20 protein-coding genes are annotated in these 20484 nt (G+C 42.7%); 17 read left to right on the top strand and 3 right to left on the bottom strand.

Annotated elements, in window-relative coordinates; genetic code table 11:
- Positions 1 to 51 precede the first annotated feature (51 nt).
- From PTE_RS11800 to hemB, 10 genes are all read left to right on the top strand, one after another.
- Positions 52 to 834, top strand: a complete 783-nt coding sequence (locus tag PTE_RS11800) for a tyrosine-protein phosphatase (protein WP_036846674.1) — start codon at positions 52 to 54, stop codon at positions 832 to 834.
- Positions 835 to 908: 74 nt separating this feature from the next.
- Positions 909 to 1439, top strand: coding sequence for a DedA family protein (locus tag PTE_RS11795; RefSeq protein ID WP_036846672.1), 531 nt, complete (start codon positions 909 to 911; stop codon positions 1437 to 1439).
- Between the two features lie 150 nt (positions 1440 to 1589).
- Positions 1590 to 2900 (top strand): DNA recombination protein RmuC, encoded by a 1311-nt coding sequence (gene rmuC, locus PTE_RS11790; protein WP_387631304.1) that lies wholly within the window; start codon positions 1590 to 1592, stop codon positions 2898 to 2900.
- A 73-nt stretch (positions 2901 to 2973) separates the two neighbouring features.
- Complete coding sequence (gene ubiE / locus PTE_RS11785; RefSeq protein ID WP_036846670.1) at positions 2974 to 3729, top strand: bifunctional demethylmenaquinone methyltransferase/2-methoxy-6-polyprenyl-1,4-benzoquinol methylase UbiE; 756 nt, start codon at positions 2974 to 2976, stop codon at positions 3727 to 3729.
- 1 nt (position 3730) lies between these two features.
- Positions 3731 to 4381 (top strand): ubiquinone biosynthesis protein UbiJ, encoded by a 651-nt coding sequence (gene ubiJ / locus PTE_RS11780; protein ID WP_036846667.1) that lies wholly within the window; start codon positions 3731 to 3733, stop codon positions 4379 to 4381.
- Positions 4368 to 6008, top strand: a complete 1641-nt coding sequence (gene ubiB / locus PTE_RS11775; protein ID WP_036846663.1) for a ubiquinone biosynthesis regulatory protein kinase UbiB — start codon at positions 4368 to 4370, stop codon at positions 6006 to 6008. The genes ubiJ and ubiB overlap by 14 nt, the downstream gene beginning before the upstream one ends.
- An 83-nt stretch (positions 6009 to 6091) precedes the next feature.
- Entirely contained in the window at positions 6092 to 6352 is a 261-nt protein-coding gene (gene tatA / locus PTE_RS11770; RefSeq protein WP_021325746.1) for a Sec-independent protein translocase subunit TatA, read from the top strand.
- Between the two features lie 3 nt (positions 6353 to 6355).
- On the top strand, positions 6356 to 6799 hold the full coding sequence (gene tatB / locus PTE_RS11765; protein ID WP_036846660.1) for a Sec-independent protein translocase protein TatB: 444 nt from the start codon (positions 6356 to 6358) through the stop codon (positions 6797 to 6799).
- Positions 6800 to 6820: 21 nt separating this feature from the next.
- Entirely contained in the window at positions 6821 to 7597 is a 777-nt protein-coding gene (gene tatC / locus PTE_RS11760; RefSeq protein ID WP_036846657.1) for a Sec-independent protein translocase subunit TatC, read from the top strand.
- A gap of 109 nt (positions 7598 to 7706) precedes the next feature.
- Positions 7707 to 8720, top strand: a complete 1014-nt coding sequence (hemB, locus tag PTE_RS11755) for a porphobilinogen synthase (protein ID WP_036846654.1) — start codon at positions 7707 to 7709, stop codon at positions 8718 to 8720.
- Between the two features lie 49 nt (positions 8721 to 8769).
- Here the strand turns inward: hemB and rfaH are convergent, their stop codons facing one another.
- Positions 8770 to 9258 (bottom strand): transcription/translation regulatory transformer protein RfaH, encoded by a 489-nt coding sequence (gene rfaH / locus PTE_RS11750; protein WP_036846652.1) that lies wholly within the window; start codon positions 9256 to 9258, stop codon positions 8770 to 8772.
- A gap of 223 nt (positions 9259 to 9481) precedes the next feature.
- Between rfaH and pepE the strand changes: the two genes are divergently transcribed.
- The 3 genes from pepE to fre all read left to right on the top strand — a co-directional run bounded on the left by pepE (position 9482) and on the right by fre (position 12536).
- Positions 9482 to 10207 carry a dipeptidase PepE gene (gene pepE, locus PTE_RS11745; RefSeq protein WP_036846645.1) on the top strand — a complete coding sequence of 242 codons (726 nt, stop codon included), beginning with the start codon at positions 9482 to 9484 and terminating at the stop codon, positions 10205 to 10207.
- A 144-nt stretch (positions 10208 to 10351) separates the two neighbouring features.
- Positions 10352 to 11824 (top strand): 4-hydroxy-3-polyprenylbenzoate decarboxylase, encoded by a 1473-nt coding sequence (gene ubiD / locus PTE_RS11740; RefSeq protein WP_036846643.1) that lies wholly within the window; start codon positions 10352 to 10354, stop codon positions 11822 to 11824.
- 10 nt (positions 11825 to 11834) lie between these two features.
- On the top strand, positions 11835 to 12536 hold the full coding sequence (gene fre / locus PTE_RS11735) for an NAD(P)H-flavin reductase (protein ID WP_036846640.1): 702 nt from the start codon (positions 11835 to 11837) through the stop codon (positions 12534 to 12536).
- A gap of 85 nt (positions 12537 to 12621) precedes the next feature.
- On the opposite strand, the gene fadA is transcribed toward fre, so the two are convergent.
- Together fadA and fadB are read right to left on the bottom strand one after the other, a co-directional pair.
- Positions 12622 to 13788, bottom strand: coding sequence for an acetyl-CoA C-acyltransferase FadA (gene fadA / locus PTE_RS11730; protein ID WP_036846638.1), 1167 nt, complete (start codon positions 13786 to 13788; stop codon positions 12622 to 12624).
- An 11-nt stretch (positions 13789 to 13799) separates the two neighbouring features.
- Entirely contained in the window at positions 13800 to 15986 is a 2187-nt protein-coding gene (fadB, locus tag PTE_RS11725) for a fatty acid oxidation complex subunit alpha FadB (RefSeq protein WP_036846636.1), read from the bottom strand.
- A gap of 274 nt (positions 15987 to 16260) precedes the next feature.
- On the opposite strand from fadB, the gene pepQ reads away from it, so the two are divergent.
- From pepQ to hemG, 4 genes are read left to right on the top strand one after another with little or no spacing between them, the layout of a single operon-like run.
- On the top strand, positions 16261 to 17595 hold the full coding sequence (pepQ, locus tag PTE_RS11720) for a Xaa-Pro dipeptidase (protein WP_036846633.1): 1335 nt from the start codon (positions 16261 to 16263) through the stop codon (positions 17593 to 17595).
- Positions 17595 to 18206, top strand: a complete 612-nt coding sequence (locus PTE_RS11715; RefSeq protein ID WP_036846631.1) for an IMPACT family protein — start codon at positions 17595 to 17597, stop codon at positions 18204 to 18206. Before pepQ ends, PTE_RS11715 begins: the two co-directional genes overlap by 1 nt.
- 47 nt (positions 18207 to 18253) lie before the next feature.
- The gene (trkH, locus tag PTE_RS11710) at positions 18254 to 19705 is read left to right on the top strand and encodes a Trk system potassium transporter TrkH (protein ID WP_036846628.1); all 1452 of its coding nucleotides are present in this window, start codon (positions 18254 to 18256) and stop codon (positions 19703 to 19705) included.
- Positions 19706 to 19728: 23 nt separating this feature from the next.
- On the top strand, positions 19729 to 20265 hold the full coding sequence (gene hemG, locus PTE_RS11705) for a menaquinone-dependent protoporphyrinogen IX dehydrogenase (RefSeq protein ID WP_036846625.1): 537 nt from the start codon (positions 19729 to 19731) through the stop codon (positions 20263 to 20265).
- The last annotated feature ends 219 nt before the right edge of the window (positions 20266 to 20484 follow it).

Below are 20484 nucleotides of genomic sequence, written 5' to 3'. Positions count from 1 at the left end.
AAACAGAAATCTGTTAATGTTTTTGAAATTTACAACTCATTAAGAGTCATCATGATTACTACATCTTTATTGCATCCATCAGTACTTCCCCTTCATGGCGGGATTAATTTTCGTGATTTAGGCGGTAAAATGGTAGCCAGTGGTGGGAAAATTAAATCAGGTTTACTTTTTCGCTCTGGTGCTTTGGATCGTTTAACAGAAAAAGACCAATCTTTCCTGACAAATAAAAACCTCTTTCAAATCATAGATTATCGTGACATAGGTGAAATAGAAGATAAGCCTGATCAGGTATGGAATGGGGCTAATTATCATCATGCTCCTGCCAATCCATTATCCAAGGAAGTGAATGCGAATCTGGAAAAATTGACATCAGAGATGTTGGAACAATTTGATCCTCAGTCATTTATGTTCCGTCTTTATAAATTACTGCCTTTGAAAAATGAGGCCTATAAGATATTAGTTAAGTTGCTGCAACAGCCGGAAAAGGGCGGGATAGTACAACATTGTGCGGTAGGTAAAGACAGAACGGGTGTGGGTTCTGCACTGGTGTTGTTTGCTCTTGGGGCCGATTTAGATACGGTAATGGAAGATTATTTGGTGACGAAGGCCACGCTGGCACCTTACCGTGAATATTTGTTAAATGAACACGCGAAAACCATGAGTGATGATATGGTTGAGAAATTCGCTTATGTCTATTCCGTCAGAGAAGAGTTTTTAATGGCGGCACTAAACAGTATTAACCAGAATTATGGCAGTGTAGATGTATGGCTGGAGAAAGATCTTGGCCTTGATTTTTCTGCCCGTCAGAAATTACAAGGTTATTTCCTTGAATAAGAAGTTGGTTTAATTCTGGTTAATACAACAGTGGTTAAATTGAGTGTGGTATTAATCAATACAGGAATTTGAATTTGAGCCTTCATGAAATAGTTGAATTGGTAATCGCTTTTGTTAAAGCACACGATACTTGGATTATGCCGATTGTTTTCTTGCTTGCTTTTGGTGAATCTTTGGCTTTTTTCTCTTTGTTATTGCCTGCAACGATCATATTGCTTGGATTAGGTGCATTAATAGGTGAAAGTGGCCTTAATTTCTGGTCAATTTGGTTGGCAGCAGCGGTAGGGGCTTTTTTGGGTGATTGGGTATCCTATATCGCCGGTGCGCATTTTAAAGGTGATGTTGGCAAAATCTGGCCGATTTCCCGCAAACCACAATTGCTGACACGAGCGCATAATTTCTTTGAGCGCTGGGGTATTTGGAGCATTTTCCTTGGTCGGTTTTTTGGGCCATTCCGTGCAATTGTGCCATTGGTGGCAGGTATTTGTACCATGCCGTTGCGTTACTTCCAGGTTGCCAATATCTGTTCCGCACTTATCTGGTCTTTTGGGGTATTAGCTCCGGGTGCTTTTGGTTTGCAATGGTTAGCTCAATGGATAAGTTAATTGAGAGCCGCTTCGCAGACTGAGCCACCGGTGTAAATCAATCTGGACATCTATACAGTGTTAATTTAACTTAGCTGGTCGAAGAATGTAACAGAGGAAATATAGGTGGATATCCAGTTGTTGTATACGTTGATTGGCGTTCTTGGTGGCCTGTTGGGCGGTGGGGCTCTGGTCTGGCTCTTCATTCATCAACGTATTCAGCAGCAGGAACTGGAGTTACGGGAACTGAGTAGTCAGCTTGCAGTTGCCAATGAAAAACTTGAGCAGTCTGTTTATTGGCGGGTTGAATGTGAGCAACTGAACCAAGAATTACGGGCTCAGAGAGAAGTCAATAACGCGCAAGAATCTGAGTTGCGGGAAGTGATTACACGTCTGGAAGAGAGCCGGCTTGCTGCCGAAGAGAAACAGCGGTTATTGATCAACAGTGAACTACGCCTGAATACCCAATTTGAAAACCTGGCTAACCGTATTTTTGAACAAACGGGGCGTCGTACCGATGAGCAAAATCGCCAGAGCCTTAATAGTCTTCTGGCTCCATTTCGTGAACAACTTGATAGTTTTCGCTGTCAGGTACAGGAGAGTTTTGGTCAGGAAGCCCGTGAACGGCATACTCTTGCACACGAAATCCGTAACTTGCAGCAACTGAATGTTCAAATGGCGAAAGAAGCAGTCAATCTGACTAATGCACTTAAAGGTGACAACAAAATTCAGGGAGATTGGGGGGAAGTGGTGCTGGCTCGTATTCTGGAAGCTTCTGGTTTACGGGAAGGACATGAATTTCGCACTCAGGTGAATATCAAGGCAGAGGGTAACAGCCGCTTCCAACCCGATGTTATTGTTCATTTGCCGCAAGGGAAAGATGTGGTGATTGATGCCAAAATGTCGCTGGTCGCTTATGAGCGTTATTTTAATAGTGAAGATCAGCACCAGCGGGAATCAGCCCTTCAGGAACATATCAGCTCAATTAAAGGTCATATCCGTGGTTTGAGCCGCAAAGATTACCAGCAGTTGCCTGGGTTGAAATCGTTGGATTATGTACTGATGTTTATTCCGGTTGAACCTGCTTATTTGGTTGCCCTCAACAGGGCACCTGAGCTGCTTGATGAGGCACTTAAACACAATATTATGCTGGTTAGTCCATCAACATTATTAGTTGCTGTGCGTACTATCAATAACTTGTGGCGCTATGAATATCAAAGCCAGAATGCGCGTTTAATCGCGGATAAGGCATCCCGTATGTACGATAAGATGCGTTTGTTTGTTGATGATATGCAAGGCTTAGGGCAAAGCCTGGATAAAGCTCAGTTTAATTATCGGTTGGCAATGAACAAGCTTACTGAAGGACGTGGTAATCTGATAAGCCAGGCTGAGGGGTTTCGTAAGTTAGGGGTAGCGGTGAAACGTTCTATTGATCCCGAATTGGCTAATAAGGCCAACCAACCATCCTGTGATAATGATTAACGTCAGGATAGGGTTTTATCTGAAAGGCTGATACACTTTTTATAACAGTTTGAATAAAAAACGGGCAAATAACATGGTAGACCAAACGAAACAAACCACACATTTTGGTTTCCGCACCGTAGCCAAAGATGAAAAAGAAGGTATGGTAGCCGAAGTATTTCATTCCGTTGCGGCAAAATACGATTTAATGAATGATTTGATGTCGTTTGGCGTCCATCGTATTTGGAAACGTATGGCTATTAATGCCAGTGGTGTTCGCCGATGCCAGAGAGTCCTTGATTTAGCTGGTGGTACCGGAGATCTGGCAGCTAAGTTTTCCCGTATAGTTGGTGAAAAGGGTCAAGTTGTTCTTGCTGATATCAATGAGTCTATGTTGAAGGTTGGGCGTGAGAAATTACGTGATACCGGTATTGTTGGTAATGTCAGCTATGTGCAGGCTAATGCGGAAGCGTTGCCTTTTCCTGATAACTATTTTAATTGCATCACTATCTCTTTCGGCTTGCGTAATGTAACTGAAAAAGAAAAAGCTCTGCGTTCTATGTTTCGGGTTTTGAAACCGGGCGGGCGCTTATTGGTGCTTGAGTTCTCTAAACCGTTGCTCGCACCATTAAGCAAAGCTTATGATGCATACTCTTTCCATGTACTGCCAAAAATTGGTCAGGTTTTTGTGCAGGATGCTGATAGTTACCGTTACCTGGCGGAATCCATCCGTATGCATCCTGATCAGGAAACACTTAAAACCATGATGGAAAATGCTGGTTTTGAACAGGTGACTTATACCAATATGACCGGCGGTATTGTTGCACTACACAGAGGTTTTAAATTCTGAGATGGAAAAACCATCACTGAGTACAGCCATTAATTCCACACTTATGCCGGTTTTAACCGCAGTGATGGAAAGATCGTTGAACCACTTGTTGTACCGCGAACCAGTATTACGACCTGCACGTATGCGGCTGGTGGGCAAAGTTTTGTCGATTGAACTGGAAGAAATGAATACACCACTCACATTAGTATTCAGTGAAAAACAAGTGGATGTATTAAGTCAATGGGCTGAAGCGGCCGATTGCACCGTTAAAACTAACTTTGCTGCTTTGCTTAAGCTACGAGATCGACAACAAATTTCCAGGTTGCTCAATAGTGGTGAAATGGTTATTGAAGGGGATATGCAGGTTGTTCAGCAATGGTCTGCTTTGTTGGATATGGTTGAATGGGATTTGGCTCATTATCTTTCCCCTTATCTCGGGGATATCGCTGCTGAAGGTATCAGCCAGGCCATTAAAAAGGGATTTCAGTTTGTTTCCGGCTCAATAGAATGTCAGAAAAATTATCTGGTGGAAACATTAACGGAAGAATGGAAACTGGTGCCAAATGCGCTTGAAGTGGCTTATTTCAGCGAAGAAGTCAGCGTGTTGACTAAAGATATCAGTCAAATAGAACAACGATTGGCAGTATTAGAGGAAAAATATGACTCCAGGTGAATTAAGGCGCCTTTATTTGATCATACGGGTTTTTCTTTCTTACGGATTGGATGAGCTGATTCCTCGAATTCGTTTGACTTGGCCTCTTCGTTTTGGACGTTATTTGTTGTTTTGGATCCCGAATAGACATAAAGATAAATCGCTTGGAGAGAGGCTGAGACTTGCCTTACAGGAGTTAGGGCCTGTCTGGATTAAATTTGGACAGATGCTTTCAACACGGCGTGATCTTTTTCCTCCGGCAATAGCTGATCAACTGGCATTGTTGCAAGACCGGGTTGCCTCTTTCGACGGTGCTTTGGCTCGTCAATATATTGAAGCTTCTTTAGGGGGGCCGCTGGAAACTTGGTTTGATGATTTTGAACCTATAGCTTTGGCCTCTGCTTCAATTGCGCAGGTACATACTGCCCGGTTAAAAGAGAACGGTCAGGAAATTGTTATCAAAGTCATCCGCCCTGATATTCTGCCGGTTATCAAAGCGGATATTCGGTTAATGTATCGCCTGGCTAATTGGGTACCGATGCTGTTGCCTGATGGGCGTCGTTTACGCCCTCGTGAAGTGGTGCGGGAATACGAAAAGACGTTGATTGATGAGCTGAATTTACTGCGTGAAGCCGCTAATGCAATTCAGCTTCGCCGTAATTTCGAAAATAGCTCAATGCTTTATGTACCGGAAATTTATTCTGATTATTGCCGTGAAAATGTTTTGGTGATGGAACGAGTTTATGGTATTCCGGTTTCTGATATTGAAGCACTGGAAGCGCAGAATACCAATATGAAATTGCTGGCTGAACGGGGAGTACAGGTCTTTTTTACTCAAGTCTTCCGTGACAGTTTTTTCCATGCGGATATGCATCCGGGAAATATCTTTATCAGTTATGAGCATCCTGAAGATCCGTTTTATATTGGTATTGATTACGGTATTGTTGGTTCGCTTAATAAAGATGATAAACGTTATCTGGCGGAAAATTTTATCGCTTTCTTTAATCGTGATTACCGGAAAGTTGCTGAACTTCATGTGGATTCAGGTTGGGTTCCCAGTGATACTAATGTCGAAGACTTTGAATTTGCAATCCGTACAGTTTGTGAGCCAATATTTGAGAAGCCACTGGCGGAAATTTCGTTTGGTCATGTTCTTCTGAATCTATTTAATACTGCCCGCCGTTTTCATATGGCAGTGCAGCCTCAGTTAGTGCTTCTGCAAAAAACGCTTTTGTATGTAGAAGGGTTAGGACGACAGCTCTATCCACAGCTTGATTTGTGGAAAACAGCAAAACCCTTTCTGGAGGAGTGGTTACATAGTCAGGTTGGATTGCCGGCTATTATTCGGGCGCTGAAAGAAAAAGCACCTTATTGGGCAGAAAAGTTGCCGGAACTACCTGAATTAGTGTATGACAGTCTTCAACAGCATAAACATTTGCAAGCCAACATTGAGAAGCTATCAGATCAGTTAAAAGGGCAGCAGACAAAACAGCGACAGTCGCAGTATTTGCTCGGTGTTGGTGCGACATTGTTTCTTTGTGGGAGTTTGTTTTTGTTGTCTGGCTTAGTCAATATTCCTTGGTTGTTTATGGGCGCGGGTGTCGTCTCATGGCTGTTTGGCTGGTGTGAGTTAAGTAAAACAAAGTAAAATTTGTCTTCGGTATTTTCGAATATATAGTTCGTCGTATAATGAGCTATCAATGATAATCCCTGTTAAAGAGGTAAACCAGAATGGGCGGTATAAGTATTTGGCAATTACTCATCATTGCTGTCATCGTAGTACTGTTATTCGGCACAAACAAACTCCGTACTCTGGGGTCTGATCTGGGAGCATCTATTAAAGGTTTTAAAAAAGCGATAGGGGATGATAATCCGCCTCAGCAAGCTCAGAAAACCAGTAATGATGCTGATTTTGAGACTAAAAACATTGCTGAAAAGCAATCTGCCGCTCAATCTGAATCATCTGAGAGCAAAAACAAAGAGCAGGTATAAACCGTGTTTGACATTGGTTTTAGTGAACTGCTGTTGGTTATGGTCATTGGCTTGGTGGTTCTGGGGCCAGAACGGCTACCTGTGGCAGTTAAAACGGTTGCCGGTTGGATCAGAGCATTACGCTCTTTAGCGGCTAACGTCCAAAATGAGCTTGCTCAGGAGCTGAAATTGCAAGAGCTCCAGGAAAGCCTGAAAAAAGTCGAAGAAGAGGCGGGGTTACAGAATTTGTCCCCGGAATTGAAAGCTTCGATGGATGAGCTAAAAGAAGCGGCTGAGTCTTTGAAAAAGGCATACCAAAATGAGCCTGATGCAGGGAATATGAAAGCATCAGAAACAGATGAGGTGGCTCAAAAGCCAGCAGAGTCTCAGATTGTGGCTTCGCCCATATCATCTTCTCTGGTGGATGATAAAGCGGTTTCTGAAACGAAGAAAAAAACTTCTGATTAAGTTAATGGTGAACACAAAAACATGGCTGTTGATGATACTCAACCACTTATCAGTCACCTTATTGAACTGCGTAAGCGAATTCTAAACAGTTTACTTACTGTATTAGTGGTTTTTTTAGCGTTGGTCTATTTTTCTAACGATATCTATCAGATGATCTCTGCACCTTTGATTAAGCAATTACCTCAAGGTGCCAGTATGATAGCGACGGATGTTGCCTCTCCCTTTTTTACACCAATAAAGCTAACCATTATGGTGTCTATATTCGTATCTGCACCTATGGTTCTCTATCAGGTATGGGCATTTATTGCGCCCGCGTTATATAAGCATGAACGTCGTTTGATGATCCCTCTGCTCGTTTCCAGTAGCCTGTTGTTCTATTTGGGGATGGCATTTGCTTACTTTGTTGTGTTTCCGATTGCTTTTGGATTCTTTGCTAAGACAGCTCCTGTAGGGGTTCTGATTGCAACGGATATTAGTAATTATTTGAGCTTTGTCATGGCACTATTTATGGCCTTTGGTGTCTCTTTTGAAGTACCGGTTGCCATTATTTTATTGTGCTGGAGTGGGGTAGTTACACCCGAATCCCTGAAGAAAAAACGGCCGTATATTTTGGTAGGTGCTTTTGTTGTTGGCATGTTATTAACGCCGCCGGATGTTTTCTCACAAACCTTACTCGCTATTCCTATGTATCTACTGTTTGAATTGGGGATTTTGCTTTCCCGTTTCTACACCGGACAGCGCAAACTGGGAGATCGTTCAGAAGAAGAGCAAACATCAGAAGCAAATACGGAAAGGTGATAATAGTAATCTTAACATGTTGTTCTGTAGTGCTAAGATAATTAACTCAAAGCGATAGCATATTAATTAACCCAGCGTCTATGCGCTGGGTTTGAGTTAGGAGAGCTATATGAGCTATGCATTTCCAGGAACTTTCCCTGGTCGCCGTATGCGCCGAGTGCGCCGTCATGATTTTTCCCGTCGTTTGGTTGCTGAAAATCAATTAACTGTTAATGACTTAATCTATCCGGTGTTTGTCATGGAAGGCACTAACCGTCGTCAAGAAGTACCTTCTATGCCAGGAGTGTATCGTCTGACAATGGATCTTTTGCTGAAAGAAGCTGAAGAGATTGCCCGACTGGGTATTCCTGTTTTGTCTCTGTTCCCTGTTATTGAAGCAGATAAAAAATCTTTGGATGCGAAAGAAGCTTATGGCCCTGATGGGTTGGTTCAACGTACGGTTCGTGCGTTGAAAAATGCTGTTCCTGAATTGGGATTGCTGACTGATGTGGCATTAGATCCATTTACTACACATGGTCAGGATGGGATCATCGATCAAGATGGTTATGTGATTAACGATGTAACCAAAGAAATTTTGGTCAAACAGGCTCTGTCGCATGCAGAGGCTGGGGCTGAGATTGTCGCACCGAGCGATATGATGGATGGACGTATTGGTGCAATCCGCGAGTTGTTTGAAGCGGAAGGCCATGTCAATACTCAGATTATGGCCTATTCTGCTAAGTATGCTTCGGGTTATTACGGTCCGTTTCGTGATGCTATTGGTTCAAGTAGTCATCTGAAAGGTGGTAATAAAAAAACCTATCAGATGGACCCGGCTAACAGTGATGAAGCATTGCAGGAGATTGCACAGGATTTGCAGGAAGGTGCCGATACTGTAATGGTCAAACCGGGTATGCCTTACCTGGATGTGATCCGCCGGGTAAAAGACACCTTTGGTGTGCCGACCTTTGCTTATCAAGTATCTGGCGAATATGCTATGCACATGGCTGCGATTCAGAATGGTTGGTTGCAGGAACAGGTCATTATAGAGTCCTTGCTATGCTTCAAGCGTGCAGGAGCAGATGGTGTACTGACATATTTTGCAAAACAGGTTGCTCAACAGTTATATGAGCAGAGGTTTTAATATTTGATTAAAAACGGGTGAATGTGAATTCTGCCCGTTTTTTGTCTGATTAAAGCTTCACAAACTGTTTGTTATCAAGCGCTTTAGGTAATTGTTTATTCAGAATATTCAGTAATAGAATAGAGCGGGTTTCTCCATCTGGCTCATTGTAGATAGCCTGCAATCCTTCAAATATCCCTTCAGTAATTAATACCGTATCACCGGTCACAGGTGTATCTGGTGATACATATTCTTGCTCTGTTGCAGACATGATTTCATTAATAAGAGCGTCCGGTACGATAGCTGGGCGTATACCAAAACGAACAAAATGGCTAACGCCACGTGTTGAATGGATAGTCGTGGTATGAATAACTTCTGGGTCAAACTGAACAAATAGGTAATTAGGAAAAAGGGGTTCTGTATTCACAGTACGTTTACCGCGAGTTATTTTTTCAATTTTTGCGGTAGGAGTCAGGCAGGCAACATCCTGTCGTTCCAGATTTTCTATTGCTCGTGAAATTTGCCCACGCTTACAGTAGATGAGGTACCAGTTTTCCATGTTTATTTAACCTTGATCCAATGACTATTAAGCATAGCAAAATAGGAAAGGGCATTACAGGAATTATCTCAGTGATAATTGTTTGATGATAGATATTTATTGTTATGAGTAGATACTGCGTTTCTTAGTAAAAAAGCTGTGAGTAATATCATGGTAAGCCATAGGTAAAGCGATCAATATAATGCTGGTGATTCTGTCTGCAATTAATATAAGGAAAAGAAAGATGGAAGTATTTCTGCTGAGTAATGGCAAACTTTCAGGTAATCCGGATTGGTTGAGTTATGCCAAGGAGCGGTTAGATGTAATGATTGAGAAACGCGCTATTTGCTCTGCGGTGTTGATTGCATACGCGGTTATTCAAGGTGATCATGAGCAGCGAGCTAAAGAGCTTGGAGAAGCTTTAGGAATAAGGGTAACAAATATTGAACGTTTTAACTCTCCTGTTCAGGCGATTGAGAATGCAGAATGTATTTTGGTTAGTGGAGGAAATACTTGGTTACTGAATCAGCTATTACATGAAAACGGTTTGATTGTACCCATCCAGCGCGCAGTGCGTGAACGTAATATTCCGTATATTGGTTGGAGTGCTGGTTGCAATGTGGCGACGCCAAGTATTCGTACTACTAATGATATGCCTGTTCGTAACACTGTTGTCATGCCGTCCATCGGATTGTTCCCCATACAAATTAACCCTCATTACATTGATAGCCGTATTAGTGGTCATATGGGGGAGACTCGTGATGAACGTTTGGCTGAATTCTGTGCAATGAACCCAGAAGAGATAGTGATTGCATTACGTGAAGGTAGTGGTTTGCATATTGATGGCGAAGAACTGCGTTATTTTAGTGGTAAGAATGAAGGGTTTAAAATATTCCAACACAATAAATTTTTCCCTGAGCAATTTGAAACCAAAGTATTAGCTAATTGGGTCCCATTGCGTTGTATTTGACTTTGAGGTCGCAAGGTTGAATTAAACCCATTGCTTTTTAGTAAGTTATTGGTTTAATTTGTAGTCTTGCGATAAAAACATAAAAAAGCTGAGTGGGATAGCTTATAATGTCTTCCCCCTTAAAAACCGGCATGAATGGATAGTATGAAATACCGTGACTTAAGAGATTTTCTGACCTTGTTGGAACAGAAAGGTGAATTGAAACGTATCAGTCTCGAAGTTGATCCTTATTTAGAGATGACTGAAATTGCGGATCGTACCCTTCGCGCTGGTGGTCCTGCCTTACTGTTTGAAAATCCCAAAGGTTATTCAATGCCTGTATTGTGTAATTTGTTTGGTACCACTGAGCGTGTTGCTATGGGGATGGGGCAGAAAGATGTTAAGGCTTTGCACGATGTCGGTAAGTTACTGGCTTTTTTGAAAGAGCCTGATCCTCCGAAAGGTTTTCGAGACTTGGTGGAGAAGCTGCCGAAATTTAAGCAAGTTCTTAATATGCCGACCAAACGGCTTAATAGTGCGCCTTGTCAGGAACAAGTTTGGGTTGGTGATGATGTAGATTTAACCCGTCTTCCTATAATGCACTGTTGGCCAGAAGACGCTGCTCCGCTGATTACTTGGGGGCTGACAGTAACCCGTGGTCCGAATAAAGAGCGGCAAAATCTTGGTATTTATCGCCAACAAGTGCTGGGTAAAAATAAACTCATTATGCGCTGGTTATCTCATCGTGGTGGAGCCCTTGATTTTCAGGAATGGTGTCAGGCACATCCAGGAAAACGCTTCCCGGTAGCTGTTGCGTTAGGTGCCGATCCCGCAACAATATTAGGTGCTGTGACGCCAGTTCCTGACACGTTATCGGAATATGCATTTGCTGGGTTATTAAGAGGATATAAAACAGAAGTTGTGAAATGTCTTTCAAATAACCTGGAAGTACCAGCAAGTGCTGAGATCATATTAGAAGGATATATTGAGCCTGGCGAATTAGCTCCAGAAGGGCCATATGGTGACCATACAGGCTATTATAATGAAATCGATATGTTCCCAGTGTTCACTGTGACGCATATTACTCAGCGCCATGATGCTATTTATCATTCGACTTATACTGGTCGCCCGCCAGATGAACCTGCTGTGCTAGGGGTTGCATTGAATGAGGTGTTAGTACCGATTTTACAAAAGCAGTTTCCTGAAATTGTCGATTTTTATCTGCCGCCGGAAGGCTGTTCCTATCGTCTTGCCGTTGTGACCATGAAGAAACAGTACGCTGGTCATGCCAAGCGAGTCATGATGGGAGTTTGGTCGTATCTGCGGCAATTTATGTATACAAAATTTGTTATTGTTTGTGATGATGATATTAATGCCAGAGACTGGAACGATGTCATTTGGGCAATAACTACACGAATGGATCCGGCAAGAGATACAGTATTAATGGAGAATACACCAATCGATTATCTCGATTTTGCATCACCAGTCTCAGGATTAGGGTCAAAGATGGGAATGGATGCAACGAATAAATGGCCGGGGGAAACGCAGAGGGAATGGGGACGCCCTATTGTGATGAGTGAAGAAGTGCGTACCCACGTCAACAAGATTTGGGATGAATTAGATATTTTAGGACCATAAGAGGGAACGCATGACAACACTGAGCTGTAAAGTAACCTCTGTAGAGGCTATTACGGAGACGGTTTATCGGGTACGGTTACTTCCGGATTCTCCGTTCTCATTCCGCGCCGGTCAGTATCTGATGGTGGTGATGGATCCGAGAGATAAACGTCCGTTTTCAATGGCATCAACGCCTTCAGAAAAGAAGTTTATTGAACTGCATATTGGTGCTTCTGAGCTGAATTTATATGCGATGGCTGTGATGGATAGAATTTTGGATCAGAAAGTGGTCAATGTTGATATCCCTCATGGTAAGGCTTGGTTCCGGCAGAGCAGCACTAATCCACTGTTATTGATTGCGGGAGGGACGGGTTTTTCTTATACCCGTTCTATATTGCTGACAGCGTTAGAAGAACAACCTGAGCGCCAGATCTCTATTTATTGGGGTGGCAGAGAATCACAACATTTATATGATCTTGCTGAATTACAATTACTTACAGAGCGTTATCCTAATCTGATGGTTGTTCCGGTTGTTGAACAGTCGGAGAATGGATGGTGTGGACGTACTGGAACCGTGCTCAAAGCGGTACTAGAGGATTTTGGTAGTTTAGCCAATTATGATATCTATATTGCAGGGCGATTTGAAATGGCAAAAATTGCTCGTGAGCGTTTTTGTAGTGAGCGTGATGCTTCTGCTGACAACATGTATGGCGATGCTTTCGAATTCATTTAAAATAATAATAAAAAAAAACCCGCCCCTGACAGGCGGGAATTACGGCAACAACGACTCAGTTATAATATTTTCTACAGATAAGTTCTTAATCCATTCTTTCTATAATAGTGGCAATACCTTGGCCTAAACCGATACACATGGTTGCCAACCCAAACTGAACATCGTGGCGCTCCATTAGATTCAACAATGTTGTTGTAATGCGAGCACCTGAACAGCCTAATGGATGCCCGAGAGCGATTGCTCCACCATTAAGGTTCACTTTGTCATCCATGCGATCCAGCAAATTCAGACCTTTCATGCAGGCAATTGATTGAGCGGCAAATGCTTCGTTTAGTTCAATTACGCCAATATCATCCAGCTCTAAACCTGCTTTTTTGAGAGCTTTCTGTGTAGCAGGGACAGGGCCATATCCCATAATGGAAGGATCACAACCAACAGCAGCCATTGAACGGATACGGGCGCGAGGTTTTAGTCCCAGATTTTTAGCATAGCTTTCACTGGTTATCAGCATCGCAGATGCACCATCGGATAAGGCAGAGGAGCTGCCTGCTGTAACCGAGCCTGTTACCGGATCGAAGACAGGACGCAGAGCTGCCAGATCTTTCAGATTGGTATCTGGACGGATAACTTCATCATAATCAAACAGTTTTAGTATGCCATCGGCATCGTGACCATAAATTGGTGATATCTCATTGGAGAATGCACCTGATTGCGTTGCTTGTGTTGCACGTTGGTGAGAGCGAAGTGCAAATTCATCCTGCATTTCACGGCTGATATGGTGAATCTTTGCCAGCATTTCGGCGGTTAAACCCATAACTCCTGCGGCCTTGGCGACACTCAGGCTCATTTTAGGATGGAAATCCACACCATGAGTCATCGGAACATGGCCCATATGTTCTACACCACCAATCAGTGTGACACTGGCTTCTCCGGTCATAATCATGCGGGCACCATCATGCAGTGCTTGCATTGATGAGCCGCATAGTCGGTTAACGGTCACGGCAGGTACAGCGTGAGGGATATCAGCCAGTAGTGCAGCATTACGGGCAATGTTGAAGCCTTGCTCCAGAGTTTGCTGAACACAGCCCCAGTAGATATCATCTACTTTGTGTTTCTGTACTGCCGGATTACGTTTAAATATCTCTTTCATCAGGTGAGCAGAGAGATCTTCAGCCCGGACCTGACGGAATGCACCACCTTTTGAGCGCCCCATTGGGGTGCGGATGCCATCAATAATGACTACATTTTCCATGTTTCCAGACCTCACGCTGTTGTTCCGGTGCTGACAGCAATCGTTGCTGCTGTAGGGTAGTAACTTTCATTACGTTCAGCTTTGGCTTTCAAACCAGGTGGTACCTGATAAAGAGCACCGAGGTGAGCATAATTCTCAGCCATTTTAACGTAATTTGCTGTTCCCATTGTTTCCAGATAACGGAAAACACCACCGCGGAATGGAGGGAAACCAATACCATAAACCAGAGCCATATCCGCTTCTGCCGGGCTGGTAATGACACCTTCTTCCAAACAACGGACAACTTCGTTGATCATTGGAATCATAGTACGGGCAATGATCTCTTCACCGGAGAAATTATTCTTCGGTTGGCAGATGGTTGCCAACAGTTGATCTGTTTGCTCGTCCTGCTCTTTCTTTGGTTTGCCTTTCTTATCCTGAGTGTACTTATAGAAACCGATACCGTTTTTCTGTCCGTAGCGTTGATTTTCATATAGAACATCAATAGCATCTTTATAATCACGCTGCATACGATCCGGGAACCCTTGAGCCATGACTGATTGAGAATGATAGGCGGTATCAAGACCAATGACATCAATAAGGTAAGCAGGACCCATCGGCCAGCCAAATTCCTTCTCCATAATTTTGTCTATCTGGCGGAAATCACCACCATCACGTAATAACATACCGAAGCCAAGGAGATAAGGGAGTAGCACTCGGTTTACAAAGAATCCCGGACAGTCGTTAACGACAATAGGTGTTTTACCTATTTTGCTGGCGTAAGCAACTACAGTTGAAATTGTCTTTTCAGAGGTTTTTTCACCGCGGATCACTTCAACCAGTGGCATACGATGCACTGGGTTAAAGAAATGCATACCACAGAAGTTTTCCGGGCGTTTTAGCGACTTAGCTAGTTCTGAAATTGGAATTGTTGAAGTGTTGGATGCCAGAACACAATCTTCATTAACCAGAGTTTCAGTTTCTGATAGTACAGCCGCTTTGATCTTAGGATTCTCTACTACTGCTTCAACCACTATTTGAGCCTGTTCGATGCCGGCATAATTTAATGTAGGTTGAATAGAAGAGAGGGTTTTCGCCATTTTTATGGCATCCAAACGGCCGCGTTCAAACTGTTTGTTCAGAAGTTTCGCCGCTTCATTCATTCCTAATTCAAGGGCATTCTGACTGATGTCTTTCATCATGACAGGAACCCCTTTGCGGGCAGATTGATAGGCGATACCGCCACCCATAATTCCTGCTCCCAGAACTGCGGCATACTCAGGTATTGTTACTTTTTTCAGATGTTGTTTCGCCAGTCCTTTGATGTACTGGTCATTAAGAAAAATGCCGACTAAAGCACGGGCAACATTCGTCTGTGCAAGAGGGATAAAGTTGGCGGCTTCCACTTTCAGTGCTTTATCACGGCCAAGTGTAGCGGCTTTTTCTATGGATTTAACTGCGGTAATAGGCGCAGGGTAATGAGGACCGGCAGCTTTCATCACCATACCTTTTGCCACGCTAAAACTCATGCCACGTTCAACTTCATTGAGTTTCAAGGGTTCTAACTTTGGCTGGCGTGCTGCTTTCCAATCAAGTTTCCCTGCAATAGCTTGTTCCAGCATTGATATTGCGGAATTAATTAGTTTTTCACCAGGGACAACGGCGTCAATCAGGCCGTTTTTTAATGCTTCTTCTGCACCAATGTCTTTACCAGCAGCAATGATATCCAGTGCGTTATCCGTCCCGATGAGGCGTGGAAGGCGAACTGAGCCGCCAAAACCAGGCATAATACCAAGCTTGGTTTCTGGCAGCCCAATGCGCACATCGGGGGAGGCGATACGGAAATCTGTAGATAGAACACATTCACAACCGCCACCAAGAGCATAACTATTTATTGCTGAAATGGTTGGGACGGGTAAATCTTCTATCCGGTTAAAAATGCTATTTGCGAAATCAAGCCACTCTTGCAGTTTTTCTACAGGTGCATCGAATAAAGAGAGAAATTCAGTAATGTCTGCACCAACAATAAATGCAGCTTTATCAGAGCGTAATAAAACGCCTTTTAATTCAGTTTGTTGTTCCAGATTGGCGACAGCCTTATCCAGAGATGCAACAGTTTTGGTATCCAGTTTATTAATAGCGGCAGGGGCATTGAAAACCAGTTCAGCAATGCCATCTTTCAGCCAGCTTACTTGAATTGTTTCACTTTGATAGAGCATGTCGTTCTCCTAAATGAGCGCATACCATCTGGTATGACCAGATAGGCTTGATTGTGGTTATTATGTTAAGTAAATGCAAATGAGTGATTAGTTTTTTGCAAGGGTGATCACAAGTGAGATTTGTATCTCATTAACAATAGTTGTTTTTATATTTTTATAAATAAGGAGTTAGCGGGATCTGATAAATTGGGATGATTTTCGCGTGATACCTGCAAATATCAATGATTGTGATAAGCTAATGGTTCAGCCATAAAATAAAAAAAGGTCAATTGAAATGGAAAAGTTGGCATCTCTGTATCACGAACATATCTCTACATTGCAACAACGTACGCGCGAAGTACTGGCCCGTAATCAATTGGATGCTCTGCTTATTCACTCCGGTGAATTACAGCGTATTTTCCTAGATGACAGAGACTATCCTTTTAAAGTTAGTGCTCACTTCAAAGCTTGGGTACCCGTAACTAAAGTACCTAATTGTTGGTTATGGGTAGATGGTATTAATAAGCCTAAATTATGGTTTTATTCACCGATAGATTATTGGCACAGCGTAGAACCGTTGCCAACCAGCTACTGGACTAAAGAAGTTGAAATGATTCATCTGGCAAATACCGGAGATATCAATTCAGAGTTAAGTACTTATGTGAAACAGAATGTTGCTTATATTGGTTGTTCACAACCAAGGGCAAAAGAACTTGATTTTTCTGAACATAATATCAATCCGAAAGCTGTTCTGGATTATTTGCATTTCTATCGTTCATATAAAACAAATTATGAACTGGCCTGTATGCGTGAGGCGCAAAAAACGGCTGTTGTTGGGCATCTGGCAGCTCATGAGGCATTTCAGGCTGGAATGAGTGAATTTGATATTAATATATCTTATCTGATGGCAACAGGTCATCGTGATACAGATGTGCCTTATGACAATATTATTGCTATAAATGAAAATGCGGCTGTTTTGCATTACACCGTATTGCAGCATAATGCGCCTTCGGAAATGCGTAGTTTCCTGATTGATGCTGGTGCTGAATATAATGGCTACGCAGCAGATATCACCCGTACTTATTCAGCAAAAAGTAATAACGAATTTGCTGCTCTGATTAAAGATATGAATGCGGAACAAAAAGCGCTAATCAGTACGATTAAAGCAGGAGTTTGCTACACTGAATATCATATTCAGATGCATCATAGGATTTCTAAATTGTTGAAAAAACACGGCATTGTTAAAGGTGTTAGTGAAGAAGCCATCGTTGAAAAAGGGCTAACAACACCATTCTTTCCACATGGTATTGGTCATCCTCTTGGATTGCAGGTCCATGATGCGGCAGGGTTTATGCAGGATGATACCGGTACACATTTAGCAGCTCCGGCTATATATCCATATCTGCGTTGTACCCGTATTCTGGAACCCCGTATGGTGCTAACTATCGAGCCTGGCCTTTATTTTATTGAGTCGTTGCTTGCACCTTGGCGTGAAAGTGAGTTCAGTAAGCATTTTGACTGGAATAAAATTGGGATGTTTAAACCGTTCGGCGGTATTCGTATTGAAGACAACATTGTTATCCATGAAAATAAGGTGGAAAATATGACTAGGGATTTGCAACTACCATAATGAAGCCTTATTTGATACCCGCAGCTCCAGTGAGTTTGACTGAGGAGATTAAAAAAAGTCGCTTTATTACCCTGCTGGAGCATACCTGTGGAGTAGATGAAGCTAAGGTATTTATCCAGCAAATCAAAGCTCAGTACCCTGATGCCCGGCATCATTGCTGGGCATTTGTTGCTGGTGCTCCGGATGATTCACAACAATTGGGTTTTTCTGATGATGGAGAGCCTTCAGGGACCGCAGGTAAGCCGATGCTATCTCAGCTTATGGGAAATAATATCGGTGAAATAACCGCAGTTGTTGTTCGTTATTTTGGCGGAATAAAATTAGGTACCGGTGGATTAGTAAGGGCATATGGAAATAGTGTCCAACAGGCGCTGAAATTATTGGAAACAAAATATATGGTTCCACAGAAAATTTGCTCCTTGCAGTGTGAATATGCCCATATCTCTATGATTGAACAGTTATTACAGAAATCAGAGGGGCAGATTATTGCCAGTGAATATGCAGAGAGTGTTACTTTGCGAATTTCACTTCCTGCTACCTTGGTGGGTGAAGTCGGTGATAAATTACGTGATCTGAGTCGTGGTGTACTGTATTTAACACCTGATCTGTAAATATTCTCTGTTAACTGTGTTAACTGGATTTCTAAGGAACCAGCTGAATGCATTTTCGTGCCATAACCCGTATTGTTGGGCTGCTTGTCATTCTTTTCTCTGTCACCATGATTATTCCAGGGTTGGTAGCACTAATCTATCGTGATGGCGCTGGGCGTGCATTTAGTCAGACATTTATTTTTGCTTTAGTTATTGGTTTGATGCTTTGGATGCCAAACCGGGAGCAAAAACATGAATTAAAGCCTCGGGAAGGGTTTCTTATCGTTGTTTTGTTTTGGACGGTACTTGGTAGTGTTGGGGCTTTACCTTTCATCTTTTCTGAGCAGCCAAATCTTTCTATTACAGATGCATTCTTTGAATCTTTCTCTGGTTTAACAACAACGGGTGCTACAACACTTATTGGGCTTGACACCTTGCCTAAAGCAATTCTCTTCTATCGGCAGATGTTGCAATGGTTGGGGGGGATGGGGATTATTGTGCTGGCTGTTGCAATACTGCCTCTGCTTGGGGTCGGAGGGATGCAGCTTTATCGGGCTGAAATGCCAGGGCCTTTGAAAGATAATAAAATGCGTCCACGAATTGCTGAGACAGCGAAAACTTTGTGGTTGATTTATGTGTTACTGACAATTGCCTGTGCTCTGGCGTTATGGGCGGCTGGTATGTCAGTTTTTGATGCTATTTCCCACAGCTTTTCAACCATTGCAATTGGTGGATTTTCTACTCATGATGCCAGTATCGGTTATTTTAATAGCCCTGTGATAAATACTATCATTGCGGTTTTTCTGCTGATTTCTGGTTGTAATTTTGGTCTGCATTTCGCGGTGTTAACGGGGCGCAGTCTGACAGTGTACTGGCGAGACCCTGAATTCCGTATGTTCATCTTTATTCAATTAGCACTGGTGATTATCTGTACTTTTATCTTATGGCACTATGCTGTTTATAAATCGGGAATGGAGACACTGAATCAAGCTTTTTTCCAGGTTGTTTCAATGGCGACAACGGCTGGGTTTAGTACAGATAGCTTTGCCCGTTGGCCGTCATTTTTGCCAATACTGCTGTTGTGTTCTGCTTTTATCGGTGGCTGTGCGGGTTCGACCGGGGGGGGACTGAAAGTCATTCGTATCTTGTTGCTATTCCTCCAAGGTTCCCGTGAGTTGAAGCGGTTGGTTCATCCGAATGCGGTTTATACCCTAAAATTAGGGCGAAGAGCATTACCTGAACGTATTATTGAAGCTGTCTGGGGATTCTTCTCTGCTTATGCTTTGGTATTTATCATCAGTTTGTTATTACTTATCGCTACTGGCGTAGATGAACTTTCTGCTTTTTCTGCGATAGCCGCTACACTGAATAATCTAGGGCCTGGGTTGGGGGTTGTTGCTGATAATTTCACTGCAATGAATCCTGCGGCTAAATGGATATTAGTTATAACAATGTTGTTTGGTCGCTTGGAAGTATTTACTTTGTTAGTTTTATTTACACCGACCTTCTGGCGTGAATAATCTATTGAAAGAAGGATATCGCTATGAACTGTTTATTGCTTTACTCCAGCCGGGATGGGCAGACTAAGAAAATTATTACCCGCATTGCTGAGAATCTACGCAGAGCAGGGCAGATATGTGATCTCAGAGATTTAGCAACCGCAGAAACAATCGATTTGAAATCTTATGACAAAGTTATGATTGGAGCTTCAATCAGATATGGTCATTTTAGTTTAGCATTGAAAAAATTTGCTGTTCGTCATCAACAACAACTGAATAAAATGCCAACTGCATTTTTTGGCGTGAATCTGACGGCAAGGAAACCAGAGAAGCGTACACCTGAAACGAATGTGTATGTTCGTAAATTTTTGCTTAATACCCCTTGGCAGCCAGATCTGTGTGGTGTTTTTGCTGGTGCGTTACTTTATCCTCGTTATCGCTGGTTTGATCGTGTAATGGTTAAACTGATCATGAGGATGACAGGTGGAGAAACTGATATAACCAAAGAGATTGAATACACTGACTGGCAGCAAGTCGATCATTTTGCTGATGATTTCCTTGAAATAGCGAGTGAAAAATAACTGATTTGTTCTTTTTTTCAGTTTTTGGTTGAAAAAAGCCGCGAACGGAAGTTTTTTTTTAATAAACGCTTGCCAGCGCCAAAGAACTCCCTATAATGCGCCACCACTGACCGACACAACGCTGACAAAACGTGTGAGGTCAGGCAGAGCAACGTGAATCAGCGCTTGACTCTGCGGGCGAAAAGCGTAGTATACGCAGCCCGGCTGAACCAGAATGTT

The sequence above is a fragment of the Photorhabdus khanii NC19 genome (genome assembly GCF_000517265.1).
GTDB classification, from domain to species: domain Bacteria; phylum Pseudomonadota; class Gammaproteobacteria; order Enterobacterales; family Enterobacteriaceae; genus Photorhabdus; species Photorhabdus khanii.
Note: the sequence above shows the minus strand (reverse complement) of the source record. Positions and strands in the feature narration are given on the sequence as shown.